The following is a 22,825-nucleotide window of genomic DNA, read 5'->3' on the forward strand; positions in this document are numbered from 1 at the left end:
GAGATGTTAGGATGTCAGGACATAGTAAATGGCATAACATACAAGGACGTAAAAACGCCCAAGATGCTAAGCGTGGTAAAATTTTTCAAAAGCTAGCACATGATCTGTACGTTGCAGCAAAAGCTGGCGGTGCAGATACAGATATGAATGCATCATTGCGTTTAGTTGTCGAAAAAGCCAAGTCGGCCAACATGCCGAAAGAAAATATTCAACGTGCGTTGGATAAGGCTTCTGGTGCAGGTGGTCAAAAGTTCGAAGAAGTAACTTATGAAGGTTACGGTACGGCTGGGGTTGCAGTGTTGGTTGAAACATCAACTGATAACATTAATCGTACGGTTTCGAGCATTCGTAATTCTTTTAAGCATTATGGTGGTGCACTGGGGACATCGGGGTCGGTGGCATTCCAATTTGATCGTCAGGGTTATTTGGCAATTGATCGAGAAGCATTTCCAACGTTAGATGAAGATACAGTTTTGGAAGCAGCATTAGACGCTGGTGCAGAAGACGTGCAGACGCTAGAGGCAGTTTTTGAAATTTATACGGCACCAAATGATTTTCAAACTATTGAAGGTGTTTTGGGGGAGTCGGGTTATATTTTTGATGAAGCTGAAGTAACAATGATTGCTCAAAATCCGATGACTATTTCCGATGAAGATCGTGAGAAACTAGAACAGTTAGTAGATGAACTAGAAGAAAACGAAGATGTTTTGGCTGTTTATACAACAGCAGATTAATGGCATATTTAAAAAACATACCCAGTAAAACGGACCATTTAGAGGCTGTTTACTGGGTATGTTTTTTTATTTGATTTGAATTTTTTTCGATTTTTGAATCAATGCTGTCACAAATGCGTTTAATTTGGTAACGTCTGCATCATCAGGTCTTAAATTTATTTTAACGCCAGTTGCGCCTTTTATGCCCTTTGTTTTAGCAAATTGTGCTTCAAATTTTGGTACCGCCAACCCGAAATCACTCATATAATAGGTATCACCTGACCCGGCAACGCCGTAAACGACGCCACTTAAATCAGCTTGGGCTAAGTCATCAAAAAAATCAAGTCCTTCGTCCGGCAAAGAACCATTATCGTACGTATAAGGTACAACAACGGCAATGTCTGTGTGTTCTAGTTCATCAACTTCAGTTTGTGATATTTCCGTTTTTTTAACAGTGATATCAGCAGTGTTAAAGGCTGAAACAATAATATCAGCAACATCTTCATTATTACCAGTGATTGTTGCATAGACGACATGTGCATTCATAATTAATGTGAGTTGTGCTAGTATACGTTTTGGTATATTAGACACATTTCCTCCGATTCAGTTTTATAGTTACAATTATAAAGACTTTACAGAGAATTGCACCTATTATTTTCGTGAAATAATGCACGAATGTGACGGTTTGTTGACAAAATGCAAAAACATCTTTACACCACAGGTTTATGGCCTTACTATAAAGAATAGAAATAAAAAGTAAAAACCGCGACTTCTTGATAGATTTGCGACCGCTTAGGAGATTACAAATGGTACACCAGTTGTTGGCCGAATTTATGGGCACTGCTCTAATGATTATTTTTGGTGTTGGCGTTCACGCCGATGAAGTTTTGAACCGAACGAAGTACCACGGTTCAGGGCATATTTTTGCTATTACGACCTGGGGGTTTGGTATTTCAATTGTTTTATTTATATTTGGGGATGTTTTTATCAATCCGGCTATGGCTATGGCACAACTTGTGCTTGGAAAAATTAGTTTAATATATTTTCTCATAGTTAGTATTGTCGAAGTACTTGGCGGTATTGCTGGTGCCTTGATTGTTTATGTGATGTACGCTGATCAATTTAAGTTATCAGAAAAAGATATCGATCCTGTTATCGTGCGTAATATTTTTTCAACAGCACCGGCAATTCGTAATTTACCGCGTAACTTTTTTGTTGAAGCCTTTGCGACGTTTGTATTTTTAACGAGTATTATGGCAATCTCAGCGCGCGCTGAAAATGTGCCTGGCATGGTACCATTATCAGTTGGATTTTTGGTATGGGCAGTTGGTATGGGCATGGGTGGCACGACGGGGTTTGCTATGAATTTGGCTCGAGACATGGGCCCTCGGTTAGCCTATACAATTTTGCCTTGGAAAAATCGTGCCACCTCTGATTTTCAATATGGCTTGCTTATCCCCGGTATTGCACCTTTTGTAGGCGCAATAGGTGCAGCATTGTTTTCAAAATACTATTTGGGTCTCTAATGATATTTTTTATTTTGTAAAACTGACTTGTAATTTCTAATTGCTAGTCTATAATAAAATTATGACATTTACAAAAGGAAAAAATTATGGGACTGACACAAGAACAATATGATGCATTAAAATTGGCATTTGACAGTGGTATTTTAGATCATGATGCTCTTGCCAAGGAAGCACTAAAGACAGTATTATTAATGGCTATGCCAAAGTAACTGTTGCGTAAAAACATAAACAGTGTTAAAATTATTTTCAGTAACGTTGATAAGGACAACTTAAGTGTAACAAATGATAAAGAGAGCCCATGTTTGGTGAAAATGGGTGATTTGTGCATGAGAGACTACCTTTGAGTGAGGGCTTAGTAAGTAATGAAAAACCTCCGGGTGACACCGTTAATTGTCATTTAAGTAACATGCGTTAGCATGTTAAACTTGGGTGGTACCACGGTGAAACGTCCCTTTAAGTCGCATAGACTTAAAGGGACGTTTTTGTTTTTATCAACGCAACGTTTGTTAACTCAAACCTATAAAAATGGCACAAAATTTGAAAGGAATAGCAATATGTCAGAACTTAAACTTACATTTCCAGATGGGGCAGTAAAAGCCTTTCCCGAAGGAACAAAACCAATCGAGGTCGCTGAAAGCATCTCAAAATCTTTAGCTAAAAAGTCAGTATCTGCTAAATTAAATGATCAATATGTTGGCATAAACGATATTATCCCAGAATCTGGTGATTTTCAGTTAATTACGACAAGTGATTCTGAAGCGTTATCATTATTGCGCCACTCAGCTTCGCATCTTTTGGCACAGGCCTTGAAGCGGATACCGAAATTTGCAAATATGCATTTCGGCGTAGGGCCATTCATTGATAATGGTTTTTATTATGATACAGACAATGGCGCAGGGAACCAAGTTTCAGTAGAAGATTTTTCTGAAATTGAAACTATGATGCATAAGATTGTCAAAGAAGATTTGCCAATCGTTTCACGCCAAATTACACGTGAAGAAGCGTTAGATATGTTTGCAGATGATCCGTATAAGATAGAATTAATCACGGATTTACCTGTTGATGAAAAGATAACAATAGCAATTCAAGGCGACCATATTGAGTTAGATAAAGGTGGTTTAGTGCCATCAACTGGTTGGATTAAACATTTCAAGTTGACATCCGTTGCTGGTGCTTATTGGCGTGGTAAATCATCAAATCCAATGATGCAACGTATTTATGGTATTGCTGAATGGAAGCAAGCTGAGGTTGATGCAGAAATTAAGCGGCGTGATGAAGCGAAAGAACGTGATCATCGTACAATTGGTCGTGATTTAGATTTGTTCTTCACGAGCCAAGAAGTTGGTTCAGGTTTGCCAGTATGGTTGCCAAATGGGGCAACCATCCGTCGTCAAGTTGAACGTTATATTATAGACAAAGAATTAGAAAATGGCTATCAACATGTCTACACGCCTGTATTATCTAATTTGAATTTATATAAAACATCAGGTCATTGGGATCACTATCGTGAAGATATGTTCCCACCAATGGATATGGGAGATGGCGAATTCTTAGAGTTACGTCCTATGAACTGTCCGTCACATATCATGGTCTTTAAGCACAAGCCACGGTCGTATCGTGAATTACCAATTCGTATTGCTGAACTTGGCATGATGCATCGTTATGAAAAGTCGGGCGCCTTAACTGGCTTGTCACGTGTCCGTGAAATGACGTTGAATGATGGCCATACATTCGTTGAACCAGAGAAGTTGGAAGAAGAATTTAAGTCAATTCTAACAATGATGATGTCCGTTTATCGTGATTTTGATATTACTGATTATCGTTTCCGATTATCATATCGTGATCCTAAAAATACCGAAAAGTATTTTGATGATGATGAAATGTGGGAAAAGTCACAAGCGCAGCTCAAACGTGCAATGGATGATCTTGAATTGGACTATTACGAAGCTGAGGGTGAAGCTGCTTTCTATGGTCCAAAACTGGATGTGCAGACGAAAACAGCTTTGGGTAATGAAGAAACGATGTCAACAATTCAGCTAGACTTTTTGCTACCTGAACGTTTTGATTTGACATATATTGGTGCAGATGGGCAAGATAATCATCGGCCAGTCATGTTACATCGAGGCATTGTCGGGACAATGGAACGTTTCACGGCGTACTTGATTGAAATGTACAAGGGTGCTTTTCCAACCTGGTTGGCACCATTACAAGTGCAAATCATTCCAGTTAACCTTGGTGCACATGGTGAGTATGCTGCTAGTATTCAGAAGAAATTGCAAGCTGCTGGGTTGCGTGCTAACGTAGAAACAAAAGAAGCGAAGATGGGTTACTTGATTCGTGAAGCACAAAAGAATAAGGTGCCATATACGTTAGTATTAGGTGATTCAGAAGTTGATGGTCAGACTGTCACGGTACGTCAATATGGTGAAGAAAAGACAGAAACGATGTCATTTAATGATTTTCAATTGGCTATTTTAGCAGATGTTGCACGGTATTCTCGCACAGCAGAAGTAAACTAATTAACTTAATGAAACATCTAATTAATCATTTGTTAGATGTTTTGTACATACGGACTGATGTACGTGTTTGAAACAGGGGGATAAATATTTTTATGGCAGAAACAACGGAAGACGGTAATAAACCGCCAAAACATGGTTTACAGAATCGTCATGTGCAATTAATTGCTATTGGCGGCACGATTGGGACAGGACTCTTCATGGGTGCTGGTAATTCAATTCATTATGCTGGACCGGTTATTTTATTGGTATACCTGATTGTTGGTTTGTTCATGTTTGTCATGATGCGCGCAATTGGTGAATTGTTATACGCTGATCCAAAGCAACATACGTTTATCACGTTTATTACGAGGTATATCGGCAATCGCGCAGGCTTTTTTGCTCGATGGTCGTATTGGCTGACCGTCGTGTTTATGGGTATGGCAGAATTAACAGCAGTGGCAAAATATGTGCAATATTGGTTGCCAGGGTTACCTGGCTGGCTGATTCAAATCACTATGTTGATTATACTGACATGTGTTAATTTAGTTGCTGTGGCATTATATGGTGAAACAGAATTTTGGTTTTCAATGATTAAAATCATTGCTATCTTAGCTTTGATTGTTACAGGTATCATGATGGCATTAACGGGCTTTAAAACACCTGTGGGTGATGTAGCATTTAGCAATGTTTTTAATCATTTTGCCTTTTTCCCAAATGGGTTTGGTAATTTTATTAATGCTTTTCAAATGGTTATGTTTGCCTTTGTCGGTATGGAATTTATAGGGATGACAGCGGCAGAAACAGATAATCCGCGTGATGTGTTGCCGAAAGCCATTAATCAAATACCTTGGCGTATATTATTTTTCTACTTAGGCGCATTGTTTATTATTATGACAATTTATCCTTGGCAAAAAATTCCTGCTGATCAAAGTCCCTTTGTTATGGTTTTTCAATTAGTGGGGATTAAATGGGCGGCAGCAGTGGTTAACTTTGTTGTTTTAACAAGTGCTGCTTCGGCATTGAATTCAGTATTATTTAGTGCAAGTCGTAATTTTTATGCGTTAGCATTTCAATCAAAAGCGCGTTTTTTACAACCATTTAGGAAAATGTCTAAAACGCAATTACCAATTAATGCAGTCTTATTTACATCTTTGATGATAGCCTTTTCGGCAGTCATTTCTGTTATACCGGCTATTACGAATGCATTCAGCTTTGTGACAAGTGCCTCAACGGACTTATTTTTGATGATTTATGTCTTAACGTTAATAGCCTATATGAATTACCGTAAATCCAATGATTATATGCAAGATGGCTTTTTGGTTATTGCACCTAAAACACTAGTACCACTTGCGATAATATTCTTTAGCTTTGTATTTATTACGTTATTTTTCAATCCAGAGTCGCGTATACCGGCTATTGGTTCCACGATTTGGTTAGTCGTGTTTGGCGTGATTTCATGGCGACAACCAAAAACAGCAATACGGTAACACCAGTGACTGTTCAATTTAAAAGATTGAACAGTTTTTATTTGATATGATACACTATAAATATTGCCAAAGGGGAATAATATATGCGTGATAAAGTTTTAAATATAACAATTGTCCATGTCATGGTTTTTTTATTTTTTGTGTTTGTTTATGTAACACCCACACATTTTACATTTTTAAACTGGAATGTTTTTCTATCGTTACTGCCTTTTGATTTTGCAGTGATTGTGGCAACGACACATTTTAAAATGATTAAGTCTGTTTTTCTTGTATTATGGTTGTTATTTTTCCCAAATACGATGTATATGATGACAGACTTTATCCATCTATATGCTATTGGTACAAACTTGAATCAAGCGACACAATACTTTAATTATGCGGTATTAGCAACGGGTATTTTTATCGGTGTTGGCCTTGGAATTTTGAGTTTAGAAATCGTTACGCATGCAATTTTTAAACAACATGTGCATGTGGTTTACTTTAGTGTGACAGCAGTTGTATCAGTGGTATCTGCATTTGGTATTTATCTTGGCCGATATATGCGACTGAATTCATGGGATGTTTTTACGCAGTTTAGTACTGTAGTTGACAACGTTTTATCTTCGGTAGGTTATCATATGATAACCTTTGTGATATTGTTTTCAGGGGCATAATTTGCAATACTGGTTATTTATCATTATGGTTTGCGATTGATTAAAATAAGTGATACACAAGCTTGACAGTTATAAAATAATGCGGTAATATTATATATGTTGAACAAGTAGAAGCACCCGCTTCTCGCCAAGTGATAAAATTGCTTGGCAGATACAGTTATCCGAATGGATTGCAAGTGTTGAAGTGGGTGAAGATTAAGTTCTTTATCCACTTTTCTTCTTGATTCACAAAATAAATTTGGAGGTGCCTGACAATAGCACGTCAACCAAGACAAGTTGATTTAATCAACGATAATATTCGCGCATCTCGCGTACTGCTTATTCATGAGGGTAAGCAAACAGAAATGTCTACGCGAGACGCACAACAAATTGCTAACGATTCAAACCAAGATTTGGTACTGGTACAAGCTAACGCTGAACCACCAGTGGCCAAAATCATGGATTGGGGAAAAGCCAAGTTCGAAGCACAAAAGAAACAAAAAGAACAACGCAAAAACCAAAAAATCGTTCAAGTTAAAGAAGTTCGTATGTCACCGGTGATTGATTCGGGTGATTTCGAAACACGTAAAAAAGCTGCTATCAAGTTCCTTGGACAAGGGAACAAGGTAAAGTTGAATTTGCGTTTTCGTGGTCGCATGATTACACACCAAGACATTGGACGTCAAGTATTAGACCGTATGGCCACAGAGCTTAACGACATTGCCAAGGTTGAGCAACGTGCCAAGATGGACGGTCGCCAGATGTTTTTGGTCTTAGCACCTAGAGATGCCAAGTAATTAAAGGTTTAGTTGCTTAATTGCAAGTTTAAACAAAAAAATCACACAGTAGGAGAATGAGTCACATGCCAAAGATGAAGACACACCGCGCATCAGCAAAGCGCTTTAAGAAGACAGCCAACGGTGGTTTGAAGTCAGCTTCAGCCTATACTTCACACCGTTTCCACGGTAAGACAAAGAAGCAACGTCGTCAATTGCGTGGTACACGCATGATGGATTCAACAACTGTTAAAACATACGCAAAGATGCTGTCAAACATCTAATTCGCGTTGCGATAGTTCATCTATCTATATTTTGGATGTCAAATCCAGTAATTTATTTTTTAGAATTCTAGGAGGAATTACCCATGCGAGTTAAGGGTGGTACAGTTTCACGCGCACGTCGTAAGAAGATGGTTAAGTTAGCCAAGGGTTACCGTGGCCAACGTCGTATTAATTTCAAAGTTGCTAAGCAACAAGTATGGAAATCATATTTGTATGCATACCGTGATCGCAAAAACACAAAGCGTAACTTCCGTAAGTTATGGATTGCTCGTATTAACGCAGCAGCCCGTATGAATGGTTTGTCATACTCTAAGTTGATGCATGGTTTGACACTTGCGGGTGTTGAATTGAACCGTAAAATGTTAGCTGATATTGCTGTGACTGATTTTGATACATTTTCAAAATTAGCAGATCAAGCAAAAACTGCGTTAGCAGCTGATAACGTTTTGGTACAAGAACGTGTAGCCGCAACGTTGGAAACAACTGTTAAGGTTGATCGTTAATATTATCAATACTAAAAGTTCCGAAAATCTTAAACAGATTTTCGGAACTTTTAGTATTGATATAATAAGAAAACCGGTAATTGACGTTCAATCACCGGTTTTCTTATTATTGTAGGCCAGATTGCGATTTACTGCTTGCAACAAGACTGAGATTGTCTTTATTTCCTGTTGGTGTGAAGATAATTGACACTTTGGCACCGCTTGTGCTTTGCCAAGTGGCGTAAGCTTGATCACTTGCTGTGAGATAAGTTGGGGGGCCATAAGCCGCACGTACTTGATCATACGTGGCAGAACCAATCGCAACTGAGTCATAGGTTGCTACAGACCAATTGCCAAATGAGGCAGGGGTTGATTTGGTAGTGCTTGAAGAAGCTTGTCCTATGTTTGCGTCTTCTGAATTAGCAACGCTACTTTCAGCAGTCGTGTTGTCGCTAATGGGTGTTTGCGTTGCATCATTGGTGACAACACTAATAGCTGAAGACGCCGCAGAACTAGCTGTTACAGGTACTTGAGCAACAGAAGTTGATTCACTTGCCGGTAATTCAGATGGACTAGTTTCAGCAACGGTTGATGTTGACTTTTTGTGACTCTTAGTTTTTTTAATTGTGGTTGATTCAGAAACATTATTTTTAGCAGTTTTTTGATCACTGCGACCAAAAAAACTAAAAATAATAATCAGCACAATAACAAAAGCCAAAAGTACCATAAGCATGTTGCGTAATTTGTGCGATTTTTTAAACGGTTTACGTTGCATGATAAATTAAATGTAGATAAACGGTATCCACATATTCCTTTCCTAACAATATGATACCAGAAAAACTAAAAAGTATGTTAAAATAGATATAATTACGTATCGAGACAAAAAATAGGATAACCTCAGCGTTTTAGAAACCAGCAGTGTCCACTTGTTATATTTACGAAAAATAATGACTTATAAAGTAAGTCTATTTATAGAGGAAAGAATTATGACAGATTTAAGTATTATTCCATTTGGCGGTGTACGCGAAAATGGTAAAAACATGTATGCAATCACAGTAGATGATGAAATTTTTATTTTTGATGCTGGCTTAAAGTATCCAGAAACCGATCAACTTGGGGTTGATGTGGTCGTACCTGATTTCGAATATTTTATTAAAAATAATGATAAGATTGCCGGTGTATTTTTGACACACGGCCATGCAGATGCAATTGGGGCACTACCATACTTCTTACAACAAGTACAAGCACCTATATTTGGTTCTGAGATGACAATTGAATTGGCAAAACTGGCTATCAAAGAGCAAGATGCATTAAAAGATTATGACGATTATCATGTTGTTAATGATAAAACAGAAATTGATTTTGGACACGTAACAGTTTCGTTTTTTAATACAACACATTCTATACCAGAATCATTGGGTATTGTTCTGGCAACGCCATATGGCCAAATTGTTTATACTGGTGATTTTAAATTTGATCAGACAGCAGAATCTTATTATAGTACAGATATTGCGCGTTTAGTTGAAGTTGGAAAAGGGAAGGTGTTAGCATTATTAGCGGATGCAGCCGGCACGGGTAGCGAGTCAGATTCTGTCAATGAATCTAAAATTAATGACTATATACTTGAAACATTCCGAGAAAATAAGCAAAAACGTATCATAGTAGCTGCAGTTGCATCAAATGTGCAACGTATTCAACAGGTAATTAATGCCACTGTGGCAACCAAACGACAATTAGTTTTATCGGGCAATGATATTGAAAACGTTGTTCGAACTGCAATTCGTTTGCGTAAATTGAATTTACCGATACCGGAAAACAAATTGTTTGTCAATCTTAAAAATGCTAAAAATTTGCCAGCGGCAGAGGCTGTTATTCTGGAAACAGGTCGTATGGGCGAACCAATCAAACATTTAAATCGTATGGCTAATGGTGAGGACCCTTATGTCCGTATTGGTGAAGATGATTTGGTGTTTATTACAACGACACCCTCAACAGCTATGGAAAGTGTTGTAGCAAAGACACGAGACATGTTGTTTAAGCAAGGCGCAGATGTTAAACAAATCAGTAGTGATTTGCGTTCAAGTGGCCATGCCTCACGTAATGACTTACAAATTATGCTTAATGTGTTAAAACCTAAATACTTTATGCCTGTTCAGGGCGAATATCGGGTAATGACAACTGCTAAAGCTGCAGCCCAAGAAGTTAATATTGCTGAAGATCATATTATGATGGCAATGAAAGGGGATCAATTTAAATGGTTAGGCGATCGTTTTGAATTGCAAGATTCCTTTTCAATTGGTGAAACATTAATTGATGGGGCAGGAATTGGCGATATTGGCAATGTTGTTTTACGTGATCGTCGTATTTTATCAGAAGATGGCATTTTTGTTTCTGTTGTGACGATTGACCGTAAAAAAAGACAAGTTGTTTCTAAACCTAAGCTCACATCACGAGGATTTGTTTACGTTAAGGCAAATCGTGATTTGATGAAAGAAGCCTCTGAATTAACTGTTAAGCAAATTGAAAATTACCTCAGCACCACTAAGAGTTTTGATTGGAGTGAGCTGAAAAATGGCGTGCGAGAAGTACTGTCACGCTATCTATTTGAACAAACTCGCCGTCGTCCAATGGTTATGCCAGTTGTAATGGAAGTTAACCAGAATCGCCGTCCGGCAGCTCATAAGCCAGGGCAACAACGCAATCAACAAGTGGCCAAAATAGAAAATAAACAAAACAGCCCTGTTAAGCAGCCTAAAAATCAAAATAATAAGACCACAGTAAATTCTGTCAATTAGTCGTTACTAGAAGACACTAAAAATCCAGATTATTCATGAGAATCTAGAAAGGAAATGCGTCTTTGATCATAACATGCAAAGGCATACTTATTTTATGACCCAAGAAAACCAGCTCTCACCAAAATTAAAAAGTATGATTGATCGTGCCCATACTGAAATGAAACAAGAAAATTGGCATGATGCAGCAGAAACTTTGACAGAAGTATATGACTCTTTGTCTACGTTCGAAGTCAACTATCGCTTAGTAACCGCCTTATTTATGGATGAACAGTACCAATTGGCATCATCATATGCAGATGATTTTTTGTTAAACTATCTTGAAGAAGAAAGCAACTTTCGTATGATTGTCGCGCTGGCCATTCAAAATCAAAGTTTTGTTTATGCGCAACAATTGGCAATGTTATGGGATGATTTAGATATACAACAAAAGGTATCTCAAGAAATACGTGATGCTGAGGTGAAAGCCGTTGAAACAATGGCAACGACATTTCAAACAATTTCGCGACAATTTTATCATCTCAGTGATTATAGTATCATTGAACAGCGTGATCGTTATGAATCTGCAAGACATTTACCGGTATCACAATTTATAATTGGTGCAAAGTATTTGTTGGTAGATCCTTATGCCACGCCAATCATTCGCGCAACGTTACTTGAAGATTTACAAAAATTACGTGTATCTGAAAATATAGAGTATCGGTGGCTAGATGATGAATTATACACAATTAAATTAAGCGAATTGCCATTACTTACAAATTCTAAAATTTTTGAAGATATTGCTGACTTTCTTGATGAAAAATTAGGAAATGATGATCCCATTGCTATGGATATGCTTGCTCAGCAAGTGCGTTTTGAATTAACGCTGCTTTACCCACGTGTAGAGGAGGTTGTGCTAGATCCAGAAGGTTGGGTAGAGGCAAGCATAGATCGGTATTATGAACACCAAAACACGACTGAAACAGTTACGCAAAAGAAATGGCATGAAAAAGTTAGGATACTGACTCAAAACTTTTTTGAAAATTAATTTTTAAAAACTGTTTACATTTTCTTAATAACTCGGTATAATAATTTTTGGCTTCAATAGCCGGAAAAACGCAATTAACTGTTGTCTTTTGATGGCTTGCGTTGTAAAATATATTTATAAACATTTTCCAGATTACTGGTAAATGAATTTTTGGAGGAAACTACATTGGCTAAGGAAACTTACGTTCGCACTAAGCCCCACGTTAACATCGGTACTATTGGACACGTCGATCACGGAAAGACGACTTTAACAGCCGCAATCTCAAAGGTATTGGCTGAAAAGCAAGGTATCGTGGCGACTGATTTTGCTGAAATCGATAATGCCCCTGAAGAAAAAGAACGTGGAATCACGATCAACACTTCGCATATCGAATATGAAACAGAAGCACGTCATTATGCTCATATCGACGCCCCTGGTCACGCCGATTATGTTAAAAACATGATTACTGGTGCAGCACAAATGGATGGTGCTATCTTAGTTGTTGCGGCAACTGATGGTCCTATGCCACAAACACGTGAACATATTTTGTTGGCACGTCAAGTTGGTGTTGATTACTTGGTTGTATTCTTGAACAAAACAGATTTGGTCGACGATGAAGAATTGATCGAATTGGTTGAAATGGAAGTTCGTGAATTGTTGTCAGAATATGACTTCCCAGGCGATGATATTCCTGTACTTAAGGGATCAGCTTTGAAAGCTCTTGAAGGTGACCCTGAACAAGTTAAGGTTATCGAAGAATTAATGGATACAGTTGATTCATATATTCCAGAACCAAAGCGTGAAATTGATAAGCCATTCTTGATGCCTATTGAAGATGTCTTTACGATTACTGGTCGTGGTACAGTTGCTTCTGGTCGTGTTGACCGTGGTGTATTGACTACTGGAACTGAAATTGAAATTGTTGGTTTGAAAGAACAAGTTCAAAAGACTACTGTTACAGGTATTGAAATGTTCCGTAAGACTTTGGAAGAAGCTCAAGCTGGTGATAACATTGGTGCATTGCTTCGTGGTGTTGATCGTACTGACATCGAACGTGGTCAAGTTTTGGCACAACCAGGTTCAATTAAGACACACAAGAAGTTTAAGGCTGAAGTCTATGTTCTTTCTAAGGAAGAAGGCGGACGTCATACACCATTCTTTACAAACTACCGTCCACAATTCTTTTTCCATACAACTGATGTTACTGGTGTTGTTGAATTACCAGCAGGTGTAGAAATGGTTATGCCTGGTGATCAAGTGACATTCGAAATCGAATTGATCTCACCAGTCGCTATCGAACAAGGTTTGAAGTTTACTGTTCGTGAAGGTGGCCATACTGTTGGTGCCGGTACAGTAACAGAAATTGAAGATTAATTAATATTTTTATGATTTTAAAAAATACGCTTCGGCGTTTTTTTTTTGCTTTAATTTTTAAAATTAAAAAACGCATGACATAAGAAATCATGCGTTAATTTTATTTCTTGTCTGCATTGACCTTTGACTCACGGCCTAGTGCAGCTGCGCGTGCTTCCTCAGCAGTGTCCTCGAGTGGTAACGAAATCATATCATCGAATGAATTCGCTAGTTGTTCTTCCTGATTAATAATTTTTGCCATTACATACCTCCATTTTAGTTAGTATAACGTATTTTATATGCGAAAATATGCAAATATTCATAATTATTTGCATAATATGTGCATATCATATATTATCATGTATACTTATAGATAGGTATAAAAAGGGAGTGACAAGATGACTGAATTATTAACAGTAACTAATTTAAAAAAGCAATATGGTGACAAAATCGTTTTTGATAATGTCAATACTCAGGTCAAGCAAGGCGAAGTAATTGCAATTTTGGGACCATCTGGTGCTGGTAAATCTACTTTTTTACGAGCAATTAATTTACTGGAAGCACCAACGAGTGGCCAAGTAGTATTTGAAGGCAACGAGTTAACTAATTTGGCTGAAAAAGAGTTGGATATCTTACGCGAAAAAATCGGTATGGTATTTCAAAGTTTCAATTTGTTTCCTAACCTAACTGTTATTGAAAACATTAAGTTGGCACCGATGAAGGTTAAACACTTATCCGATGAAGAAGCGACACAGTTGGCAAAAAAGTTGTTAATGCAGGTTGGCTTAGCTGAAAAACAAACTGTTTATCCGGCCAGTTTGTCTGGTGGACAACAACAACGTGTCGCGATTGCAAGAGCTTTGGCAATGTCGCCTGATGTATTACTATTCGATGAACCAACTAGTGCACTCGATCCAGAAATGGTTGGTGAGGTACTAAACGTTATGAAACAATTAGCAGAGAATGGTATGACAATGTTAGTGGTGACACATGAAATGGGGTTTGCACGAGAAGTTGCTGACACTATTTGGTTTATGGCAGATGGTGGGATTCAAGAAATTGCAGCACCTGAAGTGTTTTTCGAAACACCTAAAACAACACGTGCTAAAGAATTTTTACAAAAGATATTATAAGAGTATGACGAATATTAATTTAGAAAAACAACATGCGGCTAATGCTGCAGCGATGCTCATTAAAAATGGTATGACAGTTGGATTAGGAACCGGATCAACTGTTGATTATTTTCTGAAGGCACTTGCGAAACGTGTGCAACGAGAAAATTTACAGATTGTAGGTGTGACGACTTCATTTAAAACCGCCAAAAGCGCGCAAGACCTTGGCATTAAAATAATCGATATTGATGATGCACCAATGATCGATTTGACTATTGATGGGGCAGATGAAATTGATGCGCATATGAATGGTATTAAGGGTGGTGGCGCTGCGTTTTTAATGGAAAAAATTGTTGCAAAAAATTCGAAACGAATCGTTTGGATCGTTGATAGTCAAAAAGTGCATGTCAAATTAGGTATGGTGCCATTACCGGTGGAAGTTGTACCTTTTGGTAGTGGTAAATTAATGGCCGAATTAACTAAGCATCAATTACATCCGACGTGGCGGAAAAGTAATGACGAACTTGTGGTGACAGATATGGGGCATTATATTATTGATTTATCTTTGAAATCGATTGATCAACCCTATGAGTTGGAACGTTATTTAGATGGACAAATTGGTATCGTAGAGCATGGTTTATTTTTAGATGTGGTGGATGAAATAATTATTGGCACTGCTACGGGTGTTGAGCGGTTGTTACGAAGTCATTTACAGAAATAAATGACTGTAAATGTAAAAGCGCTTACATTATAAAGTTAGAAGCGGTATAATGAACTTGTAAGAATAAATGTGAAGGAGCATGTCGCGCAATGATGCGTAGCATAATAATTAATGATGGCATACAATAACATTTTAGTAGCAGTTGATGGATCAGAAGTGTCAAACCTGCTCATCAAAAAAGTACATGAGTTTGCGCCTGAGGCACATATAGATATTTTGATTGTGGTAGATACAAGTGGCGGATACTTTGGCACTGTTATCATGAACGCCGATATTGTTTATCAGATGGAACAAGATGCCGAAGTAGCAATTAACAAGGCGTATGATTATGCTAAGCTGATTGGGCACGCGAACACAGATGTTCACGTGCGATTTGGGACACCTAAGCAGGTAATTGCACGTGATTTTCCAAGGGATCACAAAAATGATTTAATTGTGGTTGGGGAAACGGGATTGAGTCGTTTGCAACGTGCGATGGCTGGTACGATACCGTCATTTGTCACACACACGGCGACGACTGATGTTCTTATTATGCGTACGGCAAAAAAAAAATAAATACTTATTTTGTGAAATGTATAACGACATCATTTTACAACAAAAAGCCAGGAAATTTTATGTAAAATTTCCTGGCTTTTTGAATAAGAATAATTAGTTGGCCTGTTTTAAAATTGTGATACGTGTGATTCTAATTGGCTTAACGGGGGTAGAACCTTCACCACCTGATTTAACTTGAGCTGAAGCAATTTTATCTACAATGTCCATACCTGTAATAACTTGACCGAATACGGTGTAACTGCCATCAAGTGATGGATTACCACCTTTTTTATAAGCGTCAACTATTTTAGAGGGATATTTATTTTTATCAAAGTCCTGAGTTGCATTTTTTGAGTTTTGGTTAATGAAAAACTGCGAGCCGTTTGTATCAGGACCTGCGTTTGCCATAGTCAAAGCCCCACGAATGTTGTATAGAGATGGGCTGATTTCATTTTTAAAACCATTGCCACTATCAATACGTTTGTTTCGACCATGCCAAATGGAGGTACCACCTGTGCCATCGCCCTTCGGATCGCCACCCTGAATCATAAAGCCTGCGATGACACGATGAAACGATGTATGATTGTAATAGCCATTTTTAGCATGTGTTAGAAAGTTTTCTACTGCCAAGGGTGCGTAGTGATTAAATAACTTTAAAGTTATGTCACCAGCTGTGGTTGTCATGTTTATTTCACTTTCATTCGTGGCAACTTTATTGTCTAATTGCGGCAAAGTAACTTTATCTAAGTTAGGATCTTTTTTAGTTTGTGATGACGATGATGCATCAGTGTTAGTCGATGTTGTTGCATCCGAGCTATCGGCGGTTTGATGTGGTGTCGTCATGATTAAAATACCAATAGTTAAGGCAAGTAATATCGTGCCCATAGCTGCGAGTATAATGTAGTGTTTTTCTTTATTCATGTTCTTATCCTTTATATGCGTGTAATGAAATGAGCCTGAATGGTATCTGTTATATAAGTTGCTTGCTTAAAATCTGCACGTATTAAATTGTGCATGTAATCTTCCAAACCAATTGGCATGCTATTAAATTTGATAATTAGCAGCCCACCATGGGTTAAGCGGGGCAAAATGCGGTCAACTTGTTCAAGATAATTTTCCGAAATATCGTTGTTATTTTGTGCGTCACTTGAGTAGTCAAATATAGCCATACTGGCTTGCCTTTGAGCGCCTAGTTCTGTGACAAAATGAGAATCAATGGTTTTTCCGAGTAAGGTTACACGATCTGAAAGACCGCTCATGAATAGTGATGCTGCAGTTGCATTGGCATTGTCTTTAGTGGCTGTGTAACTGAGTACATGACCTGTTGTGCCAACGCGTGTTGCCAAAAATCGCGTGTTGATACCATTGGCTGTGGTCGCATCGATGACAGTGTCGCCAACGTGGACTGTCTGTTCGATTAATTGGTGAACTAGTGTTTGTGTTGTTGGAATCATGCGTGTTGACCGCCAATGTGAAATATATTTTGTGACATAATAAGTAGACTATAACCTAGTGTTAATCCAGCTAGAATATCACTAGGGTAGTGGACATTAACGTAAATGCGACTTATTGGAATAATAATAATCAAAGCGAAACATATAGAAGTTGCGAGCTGTTTTAACAACTGTTTTTGTAAATGAGCCTGTATGATAATAATCAAGGTGCCATATAACAGAATGGCTATCATTGTATGACCGGATGGAAAACTGTAGCCGTTTTCAGAAATCAACTGTGGCATTGGCCGGGGATTGCGAACAAGGTATTTGACAAGTTGTGTTATAACGCCAGCAAAGAGCACGACGTTGACAAGTAAAAAGCGCAATAAACGAAACTGTCGCCGGACAATAAAAACTAGTGATAGTAGCAATGTTAATGTTGATGTCACTATCACACTGCCAAGGTGCGTGATAGTTGTAAAAAAGGCATCTGCAAAAATAGAACGATGCTGAATCAGTTGTTGTCCCGCCAAATTTAAATTGTTCAGCCACTGAGCCTGAGACACGACGCCTATTAATAGGCCAATAAATAGGCTAAAGGCTATTATGGCAGAAAAAAATTGAAGTTTAGGTTTAATAATCATAATATATAGTATACCCGATTTCAAGGAAACGTGATATAATTAGAGCATTATATTTGACAATAGTATACTTTCGCGAGGCATCAGAAAATAAACGGCATTGAAAGTTTATCAATCAACAGGTAGAACTCAGTCAGATTTTTTGAAAGTGAAATAATAGTAGTTTTCAACGTGTTGTCGCGTTAAGATATTTGAGACGTAGTGATACGTGAACATAGGTGGTACCGCGATAATTCGCCCTGTGTTGCACTTTTTAGTGTGACACAGGGGGGATTTTTTAATTGTTAAGTCAAAAATAAAATAGGAGGAAATGCAACGATGTTGTAGTAGTTATACTAGACATTGACTGCATTAAAAATGATATGCCATACGAACATCAACGAATTGAACAAAAATGGCAAAAATATTGGGATGCGAATCAAACTTTTGCAACAACTGATGATACAAGCAAGCCAAAATATTACGCCATGGATATGTTTCCATACCCATCAGGGCAGGGACTACATGTTGGACACCCTGAAGGATACACTGCAACTGATATAATGAGTCGTTTTAAACGTGCGAATGGTTTTAACGTTTTGCATCCTATGGGATGGGATGCATTTGGTTTGCCAGCTGAGCAATATGCAATGAAAACTGGTCATAACCCAGCTGATTTCACAAGTCAAAACGTAGATCATTTTCGTGAACAAATTAAATCACTTGGTTTATCATATGATTGGAATCGTGAAATAAATACGACTGATCCAGAATATTATAAGTGGACGCAATGGATTTTTGAAAAATTATATGAAAAAGACTTGGCCTACGAATCAAATATGATGGTCAATTGGGATCCTATTGATCGTGTTGTTTTGGCAAATGAAGAAGTCATTGATGGTAAATCAGAACGTTCTGGCAACAAGGTTGAACGTAAGGCACTGCGCCAATGGGTTCTTAAGATTACGGCTTATGCTGATCGTTTAGTTGATGATTTGGATGATTTAGATTGGCCAGAAGCAATTAAAGAACAGCAACGTCACTGGATTGGCCGTTCAAAGGGTGCAGCGGTGTTCTTTAATGTTGCAGGTTCAGATAAGCAAATTGAAGTCTATACAACACGTCCTGATACGTTGTTTGGTGCATCTTATATGGTTTTGGCTCCTGAACACACATTAGTTGATGAAATTGTCACAGCGCAACAAAAACAAGTCATTAGTGATTATCGTGCCATTATTTCTGCTAAATCAGACCTAGAACGTACTGATTTAAATAAAAATAAAACGGGTGTCTTTACTGGTGCCTATGGTGTAAATCCTGTTAATGGCGAAAAGCTGCCTATATGGATTGCTGATTATGTTTTGGCCTCATATGGTACAGGAGCAATTATGGCCGTCCCTGCACATGATGACCGAGACTTTGAATTTGCTCAAAAATTTGACCTAGAGATTAAACCAGTCATTGCAGGTGGCGATGTGACAAAAAAGCCGTATACAGGTGATGGGCTGCATATCAATTCTGATTTTTTGGATGGGTTAGATAAATCAACGGCTATTAATAAAACCATTACGTGGCTTGAAACGCATCATTCTGGACATGCCCAAACTAATTTCCGATTACGAGATTGGATATTTTCTCGGCAACGTTATTGGGGTGAACCTATTCCGGTGGTACATTGGGAAGATGGCACAACAACTTTGGTTCCTGAAGATGAGTTACCACTGTTATTACCACATGCAACAGAATTGAGACCATCTGGTAGTGGCGAGTCGCCATTAGCTAATTTAACTGACTGGCTTGAAGTCACACGTGCAGATGGTGTGAAAGGACGTCGTGAAACAAATACGATGCCACAATGGGCCGGCTCCTCTTGGTATTTCTTGCGTTATATTGATCCACATAATACAGAAAAAATAGCAGATTTAGATAAGTTGAAATACTGGATGAATGTCGACCTGTACGTTGGCGGCGCAGAACACGCTGTGTTACACTTATTGTACGCACGTTTTTGGCACAAATTCTTATATGATTTGGGCGTTGTACCAACCAAAGAACCCTTTCAAAAATTGGTCAACCAAGGGATGATTTTGGGATCAAATCACGAAAAAATGTCAAAATCAAAAGGCAATGTGGTTAATCCTGATGATATTGTTGCGGCGTTTGGTGCAGACACACTGCGTGTTTACGAAATGTTCATGGGACCTTTAACACAAAGCAAGCCGTGGTCAGAAGAAGGTATTACTGGGTCAAGACGTTGGCTAGACCGTGTTTGGCGTCTGCTCATTGATGATGAAGGACAAGTCCGTGATCATGTAACGACCTATAATCCTGGAGATTTAGATAAAATTTATCATCAAACGGTCAAAAAAGTGACCGATGATTTGGAAAACATGCATTTCAATACGGCCATTTCTCAAATGATGGTATTTATTAATGATGCCTATAAAGCTGATGCGTTGCCAATAGTTTACATGAAAGGCTTTGTCCAGCTATTAGCACCTTTTGCACCACATTTGGCGGAGGAATTATGGGTACTATTGGGTAATAAAGCATCACTATCGTATGTAACTTGGCCAGTATATGATCAGAAACAACTGGTGGATGACACTGTCGAAATCATATTTCAAGTTAATGGAAAAGTGCGCGGTAAGGCAACAGTAGCACGTGACATTGATCAAGATAGTATGATAGCTGCTGCAAAATTAGATGATAATGTTCAAAACTTTATGTCAGGGAAAACAATTCGTAAGGTTATTGCGATACCTGGTAAATTTGTCAATATTGTCGTTGGGTAGATTAATCATGATGAAGAGTTAAAGGCATATAAGCTGGTGTTGTTGGCCAGCGTACATAATTTAAGAGGAGTACACAAATGACGGATGAACAACGTCCAGATGATCTGAAAATGAAAGGTCAGCACGTTGATAAAGTCAATGTTGATGGGCAAATACTAAGCGCAGATGAAATATTAGCGCGAGCACAAAAACGCGTTCAAAAAAAGCAACCACTAAAATCAAATAATGGTAATCAATCAGCACGAGTAAGGCAGCCCACGCGTGAAGAAATTACAATGATTAAAGCAAAAAATGATCACTCTCGTCAGCGAATTATTAAAAAGAAGCCGACGCTTGATTACGCGCAAACCTCAGATCCATTTGCTGAAGAGGTGGCGGCGACGACTGTAAAGCAAAATTCAAAAGCTGATAATCAAGCAACTTTAGTCAAGGGCTCAGCGTGGTTGTCTGCTGGGAATATTGTATCTCGTGTATTGGGTGCAATTTATATTGTGCCTTGGATGGCGCTGCTTGGTTCTAATTCCAACCGTGCTAATGGCCTATTTGCACAAGGATACACAATATATGCGATATTTTTGGCCATTGCAACATTTGGTGTGCCTGCTGCAATTTCAAAATTAGTGGCAGAATTCAACGCACGTCACGATGTTTATCAGTCGCGTCAACTGATACGTCAGTCGATGATACTAGGTGTCATATTGGGAATTGTATTTGGTGCTGCAATTTATTTCTTGACACCAATATTGGCTATGGGGAATGCTAATTTTATACCAGTGTTACATTCATTAGCACCAGCTGTTGCTATTTTCCCCTTGATGTCAATGCTTCGTGGGATATTCCAAGGTTATCAGCTCATGAGTATTTCGGCGTTGTCGCAGGTTGTAGAACAAATTGCCCGTGTGATTTACATGCTAGTCACAGCCGTTATTATTTTACGAATGAATCCTGGTAATTGGAGTGGGGTTGTTGTTCAATCAACATTTGCAGCGTTTATTGGTGCTATATTTAGTATGATAGTGCTCGTCTGGGGCTGGCTAAAGTATCGTTATATTTTGATTGAGCCTTTACGTCAAAATATTAAACCAGTTAAAAAGCCGACGTTAAGTTTAATTTTTAATATTTTAAAAGAATCTTGGCCATTTATTATTATTGGATCAGCAATTACATTGTTTCAATTAGTTGATCAATATACTTATTTTAATGTTATGACTCATTTTTTTGCGAATACTAATACGCAACTGCAGACACAATTTGCATTATTTAGTGCTAATCCGAATAAATTAATTATGATTATTGTGCCTTTTTCAACAAGTATTGCAGCGACGGCGCTACCAATGTTGTCTGGTAGTAAAGCAACATTGACGCGAGAAAATATTCAAGACCAGTTAATGCAAGTCATTAAATTATTTGCTCTGGTGATGTTTCCAAGTGCTTTGGGTATGTTTGCTATCTCAGCGCCACTTTACAAAATGTTTTATCCAATTGACGTGTCAAACCAAGAAGGCATATACTTGTTGCAGTTTTCAACGATGCTAGCAATTGTGTTTAGTTTGTTTATGTTGTTGGCGTTTGTACTGCAAGCATTATCCGAAGTGTCAATTGTTATTAAAGCGTTTATGCTGGGCTTGTTGGTCAAAATAGCTTTACAAGTGCCTAGTATTCGGTACTTTGAGGGTATGGGGGCCTTGATGGCCAGTATGATTGGGATGATCATTGCAATTGCTTACATGCTCGATTATCTAAAAGCAGTATATGACGTGTCTTTGTCATCCGTAGGCAAAGAACTTTGGCAGTTATTTAGTGGGGCAATAGTGATGGCAATCGTTTCTTATGCGATTGTATTCGTTATGAGTAACTTTTTATTCCCAATGGATACAAAGCTTTCAGTTACCTTCACAGCTCTAATTAGTGCTGCTATTGGGGGTATTGTTGTGATACTTTTGTATTTGCGTATGGGATTTGGTGATGATTTATTAGGCAATAAAATACGGCGTATACCAGCCAAATTACGTCCAAAACGATGAGATAATCATCGTTTTTTTATCTAATAATTAGATA

At 38.1% G+C, this 22,825-nt stretch carries 22 protein-coding genes, 1 pseudogene and 2 other annotated features; of the genes and pseudogenes, 17 read left to right on the forward strand and 6 right to left on the reverse strand.

Going from position 1 to position 22,825, the window contains the following annotated elements; translation table 11 throughout:
* The first annotated feature begins 11 nt into the window (after positions 1–11).
* Positions 12–734, forward strand: a complete 723-nt coding sequence (locus tag AB3K24_RS03860) for a YebC/PmpR family DNA-binding transcriptional regulator (RefSeq protein WP_367973887.1) — start codon at positions 12–14, stop codon at positions 732–734.
* A 66-nt stretch (positions 735–800) separates the two neighbouring features.
* Here the strand turns inward: AB3K24_RS03860 and AB3K24_RS03865 are convergent, their stop codons facing one another.
* Positions 801–1,259: a flavodoxin domain-containing protein gene (locus AB3K24_RS03865; protein ID WP_367975564.1), complete on the reverse strand. Its 459-nt coding sequence runs from the start codon at positions 1,257–1,259 to the stop codon at positions 801–803.
* A gap of 260 nt (positions 1,260–1,519) precedes the next feature.
* On the opposite strand from AB3K24_RS03865, the gene larD reads away from it, so the two are divergent.
* The 8 genes and pseudogenes from larD to rplT all read left to right on the forward strand — a co-directional run bounded on the left by larD (position 1,520) and on the right by rplT (position 8,419).
* Positions 1,520–2,239 carry a D/L-lactic acid transporter LarD gene (larD, locus tag AB3K24_RS03870; protein ID WP_367973888.1) on the forward strand — a complete coding sequence of 240 codons (720 nt, stop codon included), beginning with the start codon at positions 1,520–1,522 and terminating at the stop codon, positions 2,237–2,239.
* Positions 2,240–2,325: 86 nt separating this feature from the next.
* Positions 2,326–2,448 (forward strand): hypothetical protein, encoded by a 123-nt coding sequence (locus tag AB3K24_RS03875; RefSeq protein ID WP_367973889.1) that lies wholly within the window; start codon positions 2,326–2,328, stop codon positions 2,446–2,448.
* Between the two features lie 37 nt (positions 2,449–2,485).
* Positions 2,486–2,695: a binding site (T-box leader), on the forward strand.
* 98 nt (positions 2,696–2,793) lie between these two features.
* Positions 2,794–4,758: a threonine--tRNA ligase gene (thrS, locus tag AB3K24_RS03880; RefSeq protein WP_367973890.1), complete on the forward strand. Its 1,965-nt coding sequence runs from the start codon at positions 2,794–2,796 to the stop codon at positions 4,756–4,758.
* 92 nt (positions 4,759–4,850) lie between these two features.
* Positions 4,851–6,224: an amino acid permease gene (locus AB3K24_RS03885; RefSeq protein WP_367973891.1), complete on the forward strand. Its 1,374-nt coding sequence runs from the start codon at positions 4,851–4,853 to the stop codon at positions 6,222–6,224.
* An 83-nt stretch (positions 6,225–6,307) separates the two neighbouring features.
* Positions 6,308–6,943 (forward strand): annotated as a pseudogene (locus AB3K24_RS03890) (DUF1361 domain-containing protein).
* 33 nt (positions 6,944–6,976) lie between these two features.
* Positions 6,977–7,101, forward strand: a sequence feature (ribosomal protein L20 leader region).
* 12 nt (positions 7,102–7,113) lie between these two features.
* Positions 7,114–7,653 carry a translation initiation factor IF-3 gene (gene infC / locus AB3K24_RS03895; protein ID WP_409201758.1) on the forward strand — a complete coding sequence of 180 codons (540 nt, stop codon included), beginning with the start codon at positions 7,114–7,116 and terminating at the stop codon, positions 7,651–7,653.
* A 65-nt stretch (positions 7,654–7,718) separates the two neighbouring features.
* Positions 7,719–7,916: a 50S ribosomal protein L35 gene (gene rpmI / locus AB3K24_RS03900; RefSeq protein WP_004900365.1), complete on the forward strand. Its 198-nt coding sequence runs from the start codon at positions 7,719–7,721 to the stop codon at positions 7,914–7,916.
* An 83-nt stretch (positions 7,917–7,999) separates the two neighbouring features.
* Complete coding sequence (rplT, locus tag AB3K24_RS03905; RefSeq protein WP_367973892.1) at positions 8,000–8,419, forward strand: 50S ribosomal protein L20; 420 nt, start codon at positions 8,000–8,002, stop codon at positions 8,417–8,419.
* Between the two features lie 106 nt (positions 8,420–8,525).
* On the opposite strand, the gene AB3K24_RS03910 is transcribed toward rplT, so the two are convergent.
* Positions 8,526–9,125 carry a hypothetical protein gene (locus tag AB3K24_RS03910; RefSeq protein WP_409339989.1) on the reverse strand — a complete coding sequence of 200 codons (600 nt, stop codon included), beginning with the start codon at positions 9,123–9,125 and terminating at the stop codon, positions 8,526–8,528.
* Positions 9,126–9,384: 259 nt separating this feature from the next.
* On the opposite strand from AB3K24_RS03910, the gene AB3K24_RS03915 reads away from it, so the two are divergent.
* The 3 genes from AB3K24_RS03915 (at position 9,385) to tuf (ending at position 13,570) form a co-directional block, all read left to right on the forward strand.
* Positions 9,385–11,193, forward strand: a complete 1,809-nt coding sequence (locus AB3K24_RS03915; RefSeq protein WP_367973894.1) for a ribonuclease J — start codon at positions 9,385–9,387, stop codon at positions 11,191–11,193.
* Between the two features lie 94 nt (positions 11,194–11,287).
* Positions 11,288–12,217, forward strand: coding sequence for a type I restriction endonuclease subunit R (locus AB3K24_RS03920; RefSeq protein ID WP_367973895.1), 930 nt, complete (start codon positions 11,288–11,290; stop codon positions 12,215–12,217).
* A 165-nt stretch (positions 12,218–12,382) separates the two neighbouring features.
* Complete coding sequence (gene tuf, locus AB3K24_RS03925) at positions 12,383–13,570, forward strand: elongation factor Tu (protein WP_367973896.1); 1,188 nt, start codon at positions 12,383–12,385, stop codon at positions 13,568–13,570.
* 100 nt (positions 13,571–13,670) lie between these two features.
* Here the strand turns inward: tuf and AB3K24_RS03930 are convergent, their stop codons facing one another.
* Complete coding sequence (locus AB3K24_RS03930; RefSeq protein ID WP_367973897.1) at positions 13,671–13,811, reverse strand: hypothetical protein; 141 nt, start codon at positions 13,809–13,811, stop codon at positions 13,671–13,673.
* 136 nt (positions 13,812–13,947) lie between these two features.
* On the opposite strand from AB3K24_RS03930, the gene AB3K24_RS03935 reads away from it, so the two are divergent.
* The 3 genes from AB3K24_RS03935 (at position 13,948) to AB3K24_RS03945 (ending at position 15,937) form a co-directional block, all read left to right on the forward strand.
* Positions 13,948–14,682, forward strand: a complete 735-nt coding sequence (locus AB3K24_RS03935; RefSeq protein ID WP_367973898.1) for an amino acid ABC transporter ATP-binding protein — start codon at positions 13,948–13,950, stop codon at positions 14,680–14,682.
* Positions 14,683–14,686: 4 nt separating this feature from the next.
* Entirely contained in the window at positions 14,687–15,382 is a 696-nt protein-coding gene (rpiA, locus tag AB3K24_RS03940; protein WP_367973899.1) for a ribose-5-phosphate isomerase RpiA, read from the forward strand.
* A gap of 114 nt (positions 15,383–15,496) precedes the next feature.
* Complete coding sequence (locus AB3K24_RS03945) at positions 15,497–15,937, forward strand: universal stress protein (protein ID WP_367975567.1); 441 nt, start codon at positions 15,497–15,499, stop codon at positions 15,935–15,937.
* A gap of 93 nt (positions 15,938–16,030) precedes the next feature.
* Here AB3K24_RS03945 and AB3K24_RS03950 read toward each other — a convergent pair whose 3' ends face one another.
* From AB3K24_RS03950 to AB3K24_RS03960, 3 genes are read right to left on the reverse strand one after another with little or no spacing between them, the layout of a single operon-like run.
* The gene (locus AB3K24_RS03950) at positions 16,031–16,837 is read right to left on the reverse strand and encodes a peptidylprolyl isomerase (protein ID WP_367973900.1); all 807 of its coding nucleotides are present in this window, start codon (positions 16,835–16,837) and stop codon (positions 16,031–16,033) included.
* Positions 16,838–16,848: 11 nt separating this feature from the next.
* Positions 16,849–17,370 (reverse strand): SAM-dependent methyltransferase, encoded by a 522-nt coding sequence (locus tag AB3K24_RS03955; protein WP_367973901.1) that lies wholly within the window; start codon positions 17,368–17,370, stop codon positions 16,849–16,851.
* Positions 17,367–17,996 carry a phosphatase PAP2 family protein gene (locus AB3K24_RS03960; protein ID WP_367973902.1) on the reverse strand — a complete coding sequence of 210 codons (630 nt, stop codon included), beginning with the start codon at positions 17,994–17,996 and terminating at the stop codon, positions 17,367–17,369. Before AB3K24_RS03960 ends, AB3K24_RS03955 begins: the two co-directional genes overlap by 4 nt.
* A 359-nt stretch (positions 17,997–18,355) precedes the next feature.
* Here AB3K24_RS03960 and leuS point away from each other — a divergent pair, with 359 nt between their 5' ends.
* Both leuS and AB3K24_RS03970 read left to right on the forward strand, forming a co-directional pair.
* Positions 18,356–20,767, forward strand: a complete 2,412-nt coding sequence (gene leuS, locus AB3K24_RS03965) for a leucine--tRNA ligase (protein WP_367973903.1) — start codon at positions 18,356–18,358, stop codon at positions 20,765–20,767.
* Positions 20,768–20,844: 77 nt separating this feature from the next.
* Positions 20,845–22,791, forward strand: coding sequence for a putative polysaccharide biosynthesis protein (locus AB3K24_RS03970; protein WP_367973904.1), 1,947 nt, complete (start codon positions 20,845–20,847; stop codon positions 22,789–22,791).
* Positions 22,792–22,825: the final 34 nt, after the last annotated feature.

This window comes from Leuconostoc aquikimchii (genome assembly GCF_040838325.1).
GTDB lineage: Bacteria > Bacillota > Bacilli > Lactobacillales > Lactobacillaceae > Leuconostoc > Leuconostoc aquikimchii.

What these genes read in the sequence shown, in the direction of transcription:
- AB3K24_RS03860 (WP_367973887.1), top strand. Translation starts at nt 12, where the DNA reads ATGTCAGGACATAGTAAATGGCATAACATACAAGGACGTAAAAACGCC.
- AB3K24_RS03865 (WP_367975564.1), bottom strand. Translation starts at nt 1,259, where the DNA reads ATGAATGCACATGTCGTCTATGCAACAATCACTGGTAATAATGAAGAT.
- larD (WP_367973888.1), top strand. Translation starts at nt 1,520, where the DNA reads ATGGTACACCAGTTGTTGGCCGAATTTATGGGCACTGCTCTAATGATT.
- AB3K24_RS03875 (WP_367973889.1), top strand. Translation starts at nt 2,326, where the DNA reads ATGGGACTGACACAAGAACAATATGATGCATTAAAATTGGCATTTGAC.
- thrS (WP_367973890.1), top strand. Translation starts at nt 2,794, where the DNA reads ATGTCAGAACTTAAACTTACATTTCCAGATGGGGCAGTAAAAGCCTTT.
- AB3K24_RS03885 (WP_367973891.1), top strand. Translation starts at nt 4,851, where the DNA reads ATGGCAGAAACAACGGAAGACGGTAATAAACCGCCAAAACATGGTTTA.
- rpmI (WP_004900365.1), top strand. Translation starts at nt 7,719, where the DNA reads ATGCCAAAGATGAAGACACACCGCGCATCAGCAAAGCGCTTTAAGAAG.
- rplT (WP_367973892.1), top strand. Translation starts at nt 8,000, where the DNA reads ATGCGAGTTAAGGGTGGTACAGTTTCACGCGCACGTCGTAAGAAGATG.
- AB3K24_RS03910 (WP_409339989.1), bottom strand. Translation starts at nt 9,125, where the DNA reads ATGGTACTTTTGGCTTTTGTTATTGTGCTGATTATTATTTTTAGTTTT.
- AB3K24_RS03915 (WP_367973894.1), top strand. Translation starts at nt 9,385, where the DNA reads ATGACAGATTTAAGTATTATTCCATTTGGCGGTGTACGCGAAAATGGT.
- AB3K24_RS03920 (WP_367973895.1), top strand. Translation starts at nt 11,288, where the DNA reads ATGACCCAAGAAAACCAGCTCTCACCAAAATTAAAAAGTATGATTGAT.
- AB3K24_RS03930 (WP_367973897.1), bottom strand. Translation starts at nt 13,811, where the DNA reads ATGGCAAAAATTATTAATCAGGAAGAACAACTAGCGAATTCATTCGAT.
- AB3K24_RS03935 (WP_367973898.1), top strand. Translation starts at nt 13,948, where the DNA reads ATGACTGAATTATTAACAGTAACTAATTTAAAAAAGCAATATGGTGAC.
- rpiA (WP_367973899.1), top strand. Translation starts at nt 14,687, where the DNA reads ATGACGAATATTAATTTAGAAAAACAACATGCGGCTAATGCTGCAGCG.
- AB3K24_RS03945 (WP_367975567.1), top strand. Translation starts at nt 15,497, where the DNA reads ATGGCATACAATAACATTTTAGTAGCAGTTGATGGATCAGAAGTGTCA.
- AB3K24_RS03950 (WP_367973900.1), bottom strand. Translation starts at nt 16,837, where the DNA reads ATGAATAAAGAAAAACACTACATTATACTCGCAGCTATGGGCACGATA.
- AB3K24_RS03955 (WP_367973901.1), bottom strand. Translation starts at nt 17,370, where the DNA reads ATGATTCCAACAACACAAACACTAGTTCACCAATTAATCGAACAGACA.
- AB3K24_RS03960 (WP_367973902.1), bottom strand. Translation starts at nt 17,996, where the DNA reads ATGATTATTAAACCTAAACTTCAATTTTTTTCTGCCATAATAGCCTTT.
- leuS (WP_367973903.1), top strand. Translation starts at nt 18,356, where the DNA reads ATGCCATACGAACATCAACGAATTGAACAAAAATGGCAAAAATATTGG.
- AB3K24_RS03970 (WP_367973904.1), top strand. Translation starts at nt 20,845, where the DNA reads ATGACGGATGAACAACGTCCAGATGATCTGAAAATGAAAGGTCAGCAC.